The sequence below is a fragment of the Actinotalea ferrariae genome, from assembly GCF_019733465.1.
GTDB classification, from domain to species: domain Bacteria; phylum Actinomycetota; class Actinomycetes; order Actinomycetales; family Cellulomonadaceae; genus Actinotalea; species Actinotalea ferrariae_A.
In genome coordinates this window covers 25585-36760 of sequence record NZ_JACVQL010000004.1, presented here as the reverse complement: position 1 = coordinate 36760, position 11176 = coordinate 25585, and the positions used below count along the sequence as shown (strand labels likewise).

Below are 11176 nucleotides of genomic sequence, written 5' to 3'. Positions count from 1 at the left end.
TTGAGAGCCTCCACGGAAGCCGGGGCGGTTCAATCGACCGGTCCTTATACGGGGGTCGTCACCCCGGGTCTTCGATCGCGGTCCGGTCTCCAGGACGCGAGGCGCGAACTCGTTCAGGGCCGCGCGTGCGTCCGGACCGACCTTGACCGGTCGGCTGCAACTAGCTCCCGCGGTGGATGTGCGCCTGTGGCCAAGCCGATCCCGCGCGACATGCGGGCCGTGAAGGGTCGAGACCTCGGGACATGAGCTTGCACTTCGTCCGGGCCGCTCGTTGCATCGCGCCAGTCGACGAAGGCGCCGCTGCCCTCATGGAACTATGGCGAACCGGGAAGCTGCGTGGCGTCGTCGACCGGCCCTCCCCCGTGGATCGGGCGCAGCACGCACACGGCGATGCGCCTCGTCGAGTGATGTCACACTCCCAAGCCAGTTCGATCCGGCGCCCGAACGGTCCGGGCCGAGCACACCCATCACGCCGGGCTCGATCAACTCGTGGCCAGGGATGTCGTCGCAACCTCCTGCGAGACCCGGTATGAGATGGGCGCGTCACCGACCCGGCCCGTGTTGCCTTCCCTGGTGCACTGCCAACCGATAGCCCGCCAAGGGCGAGAGCGTGACTCGCCGCGCGAATGCCCGGATCGCTCGTCAGAATCGGAGCGCCCATCAGCGACGGATGGCAGCAACGTAGCCTGGCCGTGCAATGCACACGGTGCTCACCAACGGAACGAGGCGCAACGAACTGGAAGGCAGCGCGCAGTTGATTGGACAGTCTCCCGGCGAGCGGCACAATTTCCCCATCGAGCCGGTGCAAAACACGGGCACCCCGACGGCCGGAGTGACCGTGTTCTGCGCTTCCGTGCTAGTGCCTGGCTAGACCGAATCGCCGAGCGAACTCGCCGAGGGAGTACCCCTCGAACCAGAGCGCAGTGACCCCACCGACGATGATCGCTGGAACCCAAGCGGCATTGACCCCACCATCCGCCGTCGAGACGACCCACGTGACGGCGATCGCGACCCAGCCAAGAGCTAGCGCAGCCGCACGTGGCCATGGGGTGAACACCGCTCGCGGTCCCTTCCTGCGGGCATTCGCGTCCATGCTCACACGCACCGGGAGTCGCGGTAGGTGTAGGGAACCAGGAGCGTCGGAGTGACCTGCCGGACCACGAGGCACTTCTTGGGCGACGAGTTCTGCGCAATGCCCGCCTGGTGGATGATCGCGGCAATGTACGACCCGCACACCGCGAGCCCGATTGCCCCGCCGAACGTCGCGCATACCGCCCCCGCCGCGGTTGCTCCTCCGATGCCGTAGCCCGCGATGGTTGCCGTCTCAGCCCGGTTGTAGTGGTAGTAGATGCCCAGTCCAAAGCTCACCTTCGGGTCGGCCACGACGGGGTAGGTCGTGTCCGCGTTCGGCACGATGACCTGGACGAGTGTGTTGCCACGAATCTCGTAGGACGTGGCGACCGCGTTGCCGTTGGCGTCCACGGCCCACGCGGGTGCGACCTGTCCGAGTGGAGAGCCACCCGCCAGGAGCTCGATTGTCGCGCCGTCTACGCTGCGGGTTGGCGTGATGCTGTCCCCGAACGAGTAGGTGAACTCGTGGGGGCCCTTGGCGCTCTCGGTCACGGTCTGGAGCCGCACCGAGCCGTCGTCGAGGATCTGCGCTGCGGCCGTGGCGTCGTCGCCTGCATAGACCAACGTGCCGTCGCCCGCGATGTCCGCTGCGCTGACGTCTACCTCGGCGGGAAAGGACACCTCGAGCGCCGCAGCGCCCGTGCTGCTGAGAGTCACGGGTTCGGTTGGGTCGGCCGGCACTGCGACGGTGATGGCACCAATGCGCGCGGTGGTGTCACCGGCTGCGTTCTGCACGCCCACGAGGACGTCGCCCTGGTCGGGGGCTACGTCGGCGATGAGTTCAGCCACCCCGTCTGTCGCGTCCTGCTGGGGTACGGCTGCCGTTGCGCTCGCGCTGGTGATAAGCAGGGCGATGCTCATCGCTGCTGCCGTTCCAAGCGCACCTGCTGCACGCGCCATTGCGTCATCTCCTTGGGTTCCGCGCTGTCTTCGTGGGCCGAATGCGAGCAGCGTGCCAGCCGGTGATCATGGCCGTCAAGGAGGGAGTCATCATTGGCGTTCACACTAGTCGTAATCTCTACGACGGCGTTCTCGTACGGGTCTGCGGAGCACACCTCCTCCCCTCGAACGGGCGCCGTGCCGTGCCGAACACATGAGGGTCTGCGGATACGCTCGAGGGACGGCTGCGGACATGGAGCGCCTCTGGGACGCGCCTCGGAACGAGTGGTAGTCCCGGACGACTTGCGCGGGTACCGTTCAGGCGCGCTCGGCTGCGACCGTGAACGGGCCTTGGACGTCCTGGCCGAGTGTGGCGTCCCCAGCATCCGCGAAGAGCCCACCAGCGACGATGACGTCGAGGGTCGCCCCGGCCAGCACCGTCCAGGCGATGGCGTCGGTGTCCAGGCGAGCTGAGCGCTCGAGCGCGAACAGCATCATCTCGACCTCGTCGGCGTCCGGGGCCGGCTCGGCGATCGTCGTGTCCAGGGCGATGTCGTGTGTCATGGCTCGCACGCTAGGGTCGAATCCGGACGATCTACTGCCGGATGGGAAGTCCTATGGCCGCGGACGCGAGCCCGACCGCACGAGCCCTCCTCGCCCTCGAGGCCATCCAGGCGCGGCCCGGCATCACCGCCGACGAGCTGGCCGGCCGCCTGGGCGTCAGCGAGCGCGCCGCCCGCCGGTACGTCGCCGTGCTGCGCGAGGCCGGCATCCCCGTCGAGTCGTCACGCGGCCGCTACGGCGGCTACCGCGCGGGTCGCGGGGTGCGGCTGCCGCCTCTGATGTTCACCCCCGCCGAGGCGCTCGGCCTCGTGATGGCCGTCCTCGACGGCCACCACGACGTGAGCGACACCGCGGACCCGGTGGGCAGCGCGCTCGGCAAGATCGTGCGTGCGCTGCCCGCGACCCTCGCGGCGCAGGTGGAGGCGGTGCGCGTCTCGGCCGCGCCGGCGCCGGACCGCGCCGCCGCGCGGCCGGACCCCGCGACGACCTCCACGCTCGTCGCAGCCTGCGCCGATCGCCGTCGGGTCTCGGTGGAGTATCGGTCCGAGGCGGGAAGCGAGTGGTCCGTCGAGGCGGATCCCTGGGCCGTCGTCGTGCGCCACGGGCGGTGGTACCTCGTCTGCTGGTCGCACCGCGCCGAGGCGGTGCGCACCTACCGCGTCGACCGCGTGCGCTCGGTCGCCGTGCTCGCCGAGACGTTCGAGCGGCCGGTCGACCTGGACCCGGTCGCCGTGCTCGAGGCGCAGCTCGCCGTCGGCTGGGAGTACGCGACGGAGGTGCTCGTCGACGACGACGCCGCGGCGGCCGGCCGCTACCTGCCGCGTGCCCTGGGTGCGCTCGAGCACGCCGGCCCCGGGCGCGCACGGCTCGTCGGCACGACGAGCAACCCGTACTGGTACGCCGAGCAGCTCGCCGCGATCCCGGTGCCCTTCCACGTCGTCGGCGGACCCGAGCTGCGGCAGACGGTCCGACGGCTCGGCGAGCGGCTGCTCGCGGCGACGTAGCGCGGATGGGACCGGCGCCCCCGCTCGGGCCCTGCACGCCGCTCGCGGGCTGCGGTGCGCCCGACGCCCGCAGGCGCAACAGTGGGGCATGGCCTCCGAGCGCGTGGACCTCGAGCGGTTCTTCGCGCTGTCCCTCGACCTCCTGTGCGTGACCGACCCGGCTGGGACGTTCCTGCACGTCAACGACGCGTGGGAGACCACTCTCGGCTGGTCGCCGCACGAGCTGCGGGGCATGCGGATCGTCGACCTCATCCACCCGGACGACGTCGCCGCCACCGCCGAGGCCCTTGCCCGGACGGCTGCGGGCGAGCGGATCACGAACTTCGAGAACCGCTACCGGCGCCGCGCCGGCGGGTACCGCACCCTCGCCTGGAGCGCGTGGACCGACGGCCCGGGCGGCCTGCGCTACGGCGTCGCGCGCGACGTGACAAGGGCCCGGCGGTTCGCGAGCGAGCGCGAGCAGCTGCACGTCGCCGTCCTGTCCCTCGCCTCCGCGCCGAGCTACGAGGCCACCGTCGCGGGCGTCAGCGAGCAGGTCGTGCGGCTCGTCGACGCGCTCGCGGCCGTGACGACCGCCGCCCCACCGGTCGTGCCCGTCTGGACGCACGAGCACGCGCAGCCGTGCATCGCGACCGTCGGGACGCCTGACCGCGCCGTCGCACCGCTCGTCGTGCCCCTGGTGAGCCACGACGACCACAGCGTCGGCACGGTCGAGGTCTGGCTCCCGCAGGGGCTCGACGACGCCGAGCGACACCGGCGGGGAGCCCTCCTGCACGACCTCGCACGCGCTGCCGCCCTGGCCCTCGAACGGGCGCGCGCCGAGCTCGCCGCCGAGGTCGCGCTCGCCCGTACGAGCGAGCTGCTGCACAGCATCTCCGACGGCTTCTACGCCCTCGACCCGCAGTGGCGGTTCACGTTCGTCAACCCGGCGGCTGAGCGCTTCCTCAAGCGGCCTGCCGAGGAGATCCTCGGCCGGTCGATCTGGGCGGCGTTCCCCGAGATCGTCGGCTCGACGTTCGACCGCCGCTACCGCGACGCCGTCGCGAGCGGTCACCGGGAGACCTTCACGGAGTACTACCCACCGCTCGACCGGTGGTTCGACGTCCGCGCCCACCCGTCCGACAGCGGTCTGGCCGTCTACTTCGTCGACGTGACCGAGAGCGTCGGGGCCTCGCGAGCGCTCGAGCGTCGCGCGGAGCAGCAGCGCGCGGTTGCCGAGCTCGGACGTCGCGCGGTCAGCGAGGCGGGACCGCACGTCCTCGCCGGAGCGACGGTGGCCGAGGTCGTGCGCGTCCTCGACCCGGCGCTGGTCGGCGTCGGTGAGCTGGTCGACGACGGCGCGACCCTGGCCATGCACGCGGTCGCGGGGCCGTCCGGCGCGAAGCTGCTGGGCACGCGCCTGCCGCTCGCCTCGATCGCCGGGACGGCGCTCGCGGGCGCCGCCGTCGGCGCCGCAGCTACCGTGGTCCCCCGCATCCCGGGTCCTGGCGAGGCCGGGCGCCAGCCCCTCGTGGACTTCGGTCTGCGCAGCGACGCCGCCGTGCCGATCCGTGTCGGCGGCTCCGTCTGGGGTGCCGTGTTCGTCGCCTCGCAGGACTACGACGCCTTCACCACGGCCGACGTCGTCTTCCTCGAGCAGCTCGCCCACGTGCTGGGTGCCGCGCTCGAGCGGAACGTCGCCGAGGAGCGGCTGCGCGACCTCGCGGAGCGCGACGTGCTGACGCGTCTGCCCAACCGTGCCGTCCTGCGACGGGAGGTCGACGCGGCGGTCGCCGCCGCCCTGCAGCAGGGCCACACGACGGCGCTCCTCCTGCTGGACCTCGACGGGTTCAAGGACGTCAACGACTCTCTCGGGCACGCGGCGGGTGACGAGCTCCTCGAGGTCCTCGGGGCGCGTCTGCTCGCCCTCGCGGGCGAGGACGCGACGGTCGCGCGGCTCGGCGGCGACGAGTTCGCCGTCTGCCTCCCCGGCCCGGTCGAGTCCACGGACGTGACGAGGATGGCCGAGGCCGTGCTGTCAGCCGTCGAGGCGCCGGTGCCGCTCGACGGCCTCGACGTGACGCTCTCCGCGTCGCTCGGCGCGGTGACGGCGCCCATGCACGGCACCGACGCATCGGTCCTGCTGCGTCATGCGGACGTCGCGATGTACCGCGCCAAACGCACCACGGGGAGGCACTGGGTGAGCTACGACCCGGTCCTGGACTCGGCGCCCGCGGAACGGCTCGCCATGATCACCGAGCTCCGCGCGGCGATCCGCACCCACGAGCTCGAGCTCTACTACCAACCGGTCGTCGACATGGTGTCCGGCGAGCCGGTCTCGCTCGAGGCGCTCGTGCGGTGGCGCCACCCCTCACGCGGCCTCGTGCTGCCCGGCGAGTTCGTCCCGCTCGCCGAGCAGACAGGGCTGATCGGCGAGCTCACGCTGGACGTGGTGCGGCAGGCGACCAGCCAGGCGCGCCGGTGGCACCGCCGCGGACTCGCGCTGCCCATCGCGGTCAACGTCAGCGTCACGAGCCTGACCGACCACGAGGTCGCGCACGAGCTCGTCGACCTCCTCAGCCGCGCCGCGGACGTGGTCTCGGTCGAGGTCACCGAGTCCGCGCTCGTGGACCGCAGAGCGCGGGCGGTGCTGCAGGAGCTCGCAGGGGCGGGGGTCCACTGCGCGGTCGACGACTTCGGCACCGGGTACTCGGCCCTCGCCTACCTGCGCTCGCTGCCCGTGAGCACGTTGAAGATCGACCGTGCCTTCGTCGCGGACGTCCAGGACGGCGACGTCGACCTCGCGATCATCCGGTCGGTCGTGGACCTCGCCCGCACGCTCGGCCTCGACGTCATCGCCGAGGGCGTCGAGTCGCAGGCGGTCGCGACCCGGCTGATGGAGGTCGGGGTGCACCACGCGCAGGGGTTCCACTACGCGCGCCCGGCCGCGACGGACGACGTGCTGCGGTGGCTGGTCTCCGCGCTCCGGGACTCCGGCGGCGCCGTCGGGGACGCTGCTACGCGACCGGCTGGTGGCTGACGAGCCCGACGAGGTTGCCCTCCGAGTCCCGGACGAAGGCCTGCCACTCGTCGTGCCCGGCGGGACCGAGCGCGGCGTCGTCGTGCCGGAAGATGACGTGCGGATCGCCCTCGATCACGACGCCCCGCGCGCGGAGCTCCTCGACGCGCGTGCGCACGTCAGGGACCTGCAGGTAGACGAGGGACGACGGCGCGCTGCGCTCGAGCAGCAGCCGGGTGGGCCCGAGGCGGAAGAAGAGCAGCCCCGGCGGGTCGAACCGGCCGGCCGGCTCCGCGCCGAGCAGGTCGCGGTAGAACGCCGCGGCGCGGTCGAGGTCGTCCGCGTGCTGCGCCACCTGCGCCAGCCCGGCGCGCCCGGCGCGCGCGAGCAGGAGGTCGCGCGTGATCTCGAGCTGACCGTGGTGCTGCGCGAGCTCCTCGACGGCGTGCACGAGCGCACCGCCCCGCGTCGTGGGCCAGTCCCGCGGGGGTCGGCCCGTCGGCAGGGCGAACGGTGCGGTGCCGTCGGCGCCCGCGACGTCGTCCCGCAGCCGGTCACGCGCTGCCTGCACCCGGGCGACCAGGTCGTCGACCCGGCCCGCGGCACGGAACTCGGCCTCCCGGTCCCGCTCGACGTCGCGGCCGGCGACGAGCCGGCCGACCCAGTGGTCAAGGACGCCGAGGCAGTGCGTGACGATGGCGTACGGCGAGTTGGCGCCCGGCAGGTCCGGGCGCGCGTTCACGAGGTCGTCTCCGAGCGCGACCAGGACGTCGGTCATCCCCGCGAGCGCCGTGTCGAGCGTGGTCACGAGGTCGTCGTCGTCGAGCTGCATCCCTCCACCCTGCCAGCCACGGGCAGGGTGGAGGAGGCCCTGATGGCCCTTTCTCAGCCGATGACGCCCGCACCTGCCTTGTGGCGCACGTGCGCGCGGACGGCCGACGTCGGCTGGACGCGGTCGTGCAGCACGGGCTCCCAGCCGGCGTCGCCGCCCAGCGGCGCGTCGGGGTGCGCGGCGTTGTAGAGCGCGAGCGCGCTCACGCGCCGGTGGTCGATGCGCGTGCCCACCTCCGTCATCGCCGTGCCGCCGTACGCGCCCACGACCGTCGCCGGATCGGCACCGGGCGCGAGGTCGAGGTAGTTGTTCTCGACGTACAGCTGCGACTCGCGGCCGACGCCCCAGAAGTACGTGAAGCCCTGCGCCGTCGTCTGCGTGTAGAGGTTGTTGTAGACGTGCACCTGGCCGTAGCGCACGCGCGGCGCGCGCTGACCGATGTCGACGAAGTGGTTGTGGTGCACCGTGACGCGGAGCGTGCCGCGGTCGGCGGTGCGGCTGTCGGACGAGCCGATGAGCATCGTCTTGTCGTGCTCGCCGAAGACGTTGTACGAGACGGTGACGAGGTCCGAGCTGTGCGTGATGTCGAGCAGCCCGTCGTGCACCTCGTACGGTCGGCCGTGCACGGTGTCGAGCGCCGACGGCGGCACGGCCCCCGAGTCCAGCGTCGTGTGGTCGACCCACACATGGGTCGACGTCCACACCGAGATGTTGTCGTAGCGCGAGTTCCAGTTGCCCGTGGCACCGTCGCCCGGGTCCCACTCGGGGAAGCAGTCGGTCGAGTCGGAGACGGTGAGGTTTCGGACGATGACGTCGTCCGCGTCGCGGATGCGCAGGTTGGCGCCGACGATGCGGGCGTCGTCGCCGACGCCGACCACCGTGGTGCGCGAGCCGATGTGCTGCTGGGTCTGGGCCGCCTGGACCTCGGCCGCGGCGTCCTGGGCAGCCTGCAGGGCCTCGACCTCGGCCTCCGGGATGCGCCACTGCCAGGTGTCGGCGTCGAAGGCGTCGACGTACGCGTCCTGGTCGAAGCCGGACGTGGCTTCGAACGTGTCGCACGTGGCGAGCGTGCCGTCCGCCTGCTCGTAGGCGTTCAGCTCGCCGTGCACGTACACGATGCGGGGCGTCTGGTTCGTGCGCGCGTCGGCACCGCCGAGCGCGTCGCGGAGCTCCTGCCACGTGTCGACGTGGAAGACGTACTCCTCCGTGGCCGCGGAGCCGCCGGTCGTCCCGCCCTCGGCGGCCGCCCAGCCGTCCGTGGGGCCGAGCACCTGGCGCCCGAGGTCGCGGCTGCCGTGGCCGTGGCCGTGCCCGTGCCCGTTGCCGTGGCCCCCGTTGCCGTGGCCCCCGTGACCGTGACCCTCTGCCGCGGCGGCCGGTGCACCGGCCACGACCAGGGCGAGCACTCCCAGCGCGACGCCCGCGCGAACCGTCCGTGCCGTCATCAGCTCGACCTCCCCCGCGCCCGTCGACGATGACGGAAAGCGCTATCCGGAGAACCTAGGTCGGTCGTGTGGGGATCGTCAAGAGGCACGTCCGTGCCGTGGTGGGCGGCTCGGGGACGGCGCCCAGCAGGGTCAGTCGCGCTGCCGCAGCGCCCGACGTCGGCCCTCGAGCGCCACGAGGTCCGCGAACGCCGCCTGGTAGGAGTCGGCCTCCGCGACCGGGTCCATGCGCTGCAGGCGACCACGCGCGTCGGCGATCTGGCGGGTGAGGCCGAGGTCCACGAGCGCGTCGACGACACCGCGGACGTAGTCCTCGAGGGCGTCGGGACGGTCCTCGGGCAGCGGCGTGACGGCGAGCTCGGTGACGAGCCCGGCGACCGGTGCCGCCGCCTCCTCGCGCACGCGGTCGACCCATCCGGCTGGGTCCTGCATCGCCCCCAGACCTCCGGCTGCCCGCAGCGCCTCATGGACCGCCCGGAACGCGGGGACGGAGAAGGTGTCCGTGGGCAGCGCGTCGAACGCGGCGGCGTCGACCACCGCCGGGTGCTGCAGCACGGCCTCGAGCGCGTTGCGCTCGAGCTTCGCGACCGGGTCCGCGCGGTCCGGCGCGATGGGTCGCTGCGGGCGGTCGTCACCGCCGCCCGGTCGCGCGGGACGCTCGCCCGGGCCGGGCATGGTCGGGTCGGGGCGACGGCCGTCGGGTCGCCGGTCCCCGCCCCCGGCGTCGCCGCGACCCGCGAGGCTGCGACCCGCCGCCGCGACGGCGGAGCGGACGGCGTCCTGCTCCATGCCGAGCCAGCCGGCCAGCATGCGCGCGTACTCGGGGCGCAGCGCCGCGTCGCGGATCCCGGCGACGACGGGGGCGGACGCACGCAGGGCGCCGACGCGCCCCTCCACGGTGTCGAGGTCGTGCGCCTTGATGGTCGACCGGATGACGAACTCGAAGAGCGGCTGACGGCTCGAGACGAGCGCGCGGACGGCCTCCGGTCCCCGCGCCAGGCGCAGGTCGCACGGGTCCATGCCGCCGGGCTCGACGGCGACGAACGTCTGCGCGTAGAAGCGCTGGTCCTCGCCGAACGCACGCAGCGCGGCCTTCTGCCCGGCCGCGTCGCCGTCGAACGTGAAGATGATCTCCCCGCCGACCGACGTGCCCGAGGCCAGCTGGACGCCCGCCCCGGCCGAGCTGTCCCCGACGAGCCGCCGCACGACCCGCGCGTGGTCCGGGCCGAAGGCCGTACCGCAGGTCGCGACGGCCGTCGGCACGCCGGAGAGGTGGGCGGCCATGACATCCGTGTAGCCCTCGACGACGACGACCTGCTTCGCCTTCGCGATCGCGCGCTTGGCGAGGTCGATCCCGTAGAGCACCTGGGCCTTCTTGTAGAGCGGCGTCTCCGGGCTGTTCAGGTACTTGGGCCCCTGGTCCTCCTCGAGCAGCCGGCGCGCGCCGAAGCCGACGACGTCGCCCGTGACGTCCCGGATCGGCCACACGAGCCGCCCACGGAAACGGTCGTACAGGCCGCGGTTGCCCTGACTCATGAGCCCGCTCGTCGTCAGCTCGCCCTCGGTGAAGCCGCGGCCGCGCAGGTGGCGCAGCAGGCTGTCCCAGCCCTGAGGCGCGAAGCCCACACCGAACTGCTCGGCAGCCGAGCGGTCGAAGCCGCGCTCGGCGAGGAACGTGCGCCCGACGGCGGCCGCGGGCGTGACCAGCTGCTCGGCGTAGTAGGCGGCAGCGACGCGGTGCGCCTCGAGCAGGCGCTGCCGGCGGCCGGGCTCCTCACCAGGCCGGACCGGTCCCCCGCCGTCCTCGTAGCGCAGCTGCACGCCGACCCTGCCGGCGAGGTGCTCGACCGCGTCGGCGAACCCGAGGCCGTCGATCTTCTGCAGGAACGAGATGACGTCGCCGCCCTCGCCACAGCCGAAGCAGTGCCACAACCCGACCTGCGGCCGCACGTGGAAGGACGGCGAGCGCTCGTCGTGGAAGGGGCACAGGCCCTTCATGGAGCCCACGCCGGCGGGCTTGAGCGTCACGTGCTCGCCGACGATCTCGTCGATCCGGGCGCGCTCGCGGACGGCAGCCACGTCGTCCTGCCGGATGCGTCCTGCCACGGCTGGAGTCTAGGTGGTGGGGCGGACGCGGACGGTCGTCGCACAGGCAGACGGTGGGGTCACGGACTCCGGGCCGGCTCTCGTCGAGGACCCGGATGCGGTCTCCGAAGCGGCCTTCGTCGAGGACCCGGATGTGGTCGCCGAAGGCCTTGTCCGGTTCGCCCGATCTCGATAGACTTCGAACAGGCGTTCGAACGGCAATGCCCAGGTATTGAGC

General features: G+C 72.7%; 7 protein-coding genes and 1 pseudogene. 2 read left to right on the top strand and 6 right to left on the bottom strand.

The window, feature by feature from the left end; all coding sequences use genetic code 11:
* Positions 1 to 1095: 1095 nt before the first annotated feature.
* Complete coding sequence (locus ICW40_RS00510; RefSeq protein ID WP_221651838.1) at positions 1096 to 1992, bottom strand: hypothetical protein; 897 nt, start codon at positions 1990 to 1992, stop codon at positions 1096 to 1098.
* A gap of 336 nt (positions 1993 to 2328) precedes the next feature.
* A complete protein-coding gene (locus tag ICW40_RS00505; RefSeq protein ID WP_221651837.1) occupies positions 2329 to 2574 on the bottom strand; it encodes a hypothetical protein in 246 nt (81 codons plus the stop codon).
* Between the two features lie 53 nt (positions 2575 to 2627).
* Between ICW40_RS00505 and ICW40_RS00500 the strand changes: the two genes are divergently transcribed.
* Both ICW40_RS00500 and ICW40_RS00495 read left to right on the top strand, forming a co-directional pair.
* Complete coding sequence (locus tag ICW40_RS00500; RefSeq protein WP_221651836.1) at positions 2628 to 3578, top strand: helix-turn-helix transcriptional regulator; 951 nt, start codon at positions 2628 to 2630, stop codon at positions 3576 to 3578.
* An 88-nt stretch (positions 3579 to 3666) separates the two neighbouring features.
* On the top strand, positions 3667 to 6597 hold the full coding sequence (locus ICW40_RS00495; protein ID WP_221651835.1) for an EAL domain-containing protein: 2931 nt from the start codon (positions 3667 to 3669) through the stop codon (positions 6595 to 6597).
* Here the strand turns inward: ICW40_RS00495 and ICW40_RS20585 are convergent.
* From ICW40_RS20585 to dnaG, 4 genes and pseudogenes are all read right to left on the bottom strand, one after another.
* On the bottom strand, positions 6575 to 6940 hold the full coding sequence (locus tag ICW40_RS20585) for a VOC family protein (RefSeq protein ID WP_260458590.1): 366 nt from the start codon (positions 6938 to 6940) through the stop codon (positions 6575 to 6577). The two genes, ICW40_RS00495 and ICW40_RS20585, sit on opposite strands and share 23 nt — an antisense overlap.
* A gap of 36 nt (positions 6941 to 6976) precedes the next feature.
* Positions 6977 to 7408 (bottom strand): annotated as a pseudogene (locus ICW40_RS20580) (DinB family protein); the annotation flags it as partial.
* 53 nt (positions 7409 to 7461) lie between these two features.
* Positions 7462 to 8853 carry a pectate lyase family protein gene (locus tag ICW40_RS00485; RefSeq protein ID WP_221651833.1) on the bottom strand — a complete coding sequence of 464 codons (1392 nt, stop codon included), beginning with the start codon at positions 8851 to 8853 and terminating at the stop codon, positions 7462 to 7464.
* Between the two features lie 132 nt (positions 8854 to 8985).
* Positions 8986 to 10959, bottom strand: a complete 1974-nt coding sequence (gene dnaG / locus ICW40_RS00480; RefSeq protein WP_221651832.1) for a DNA primase — start codon at positions 10957 to 10959, stop codon at positions 8986 to 8988.
* Positions 10960 to 11176: the final 217 nt, after the last annotated feature.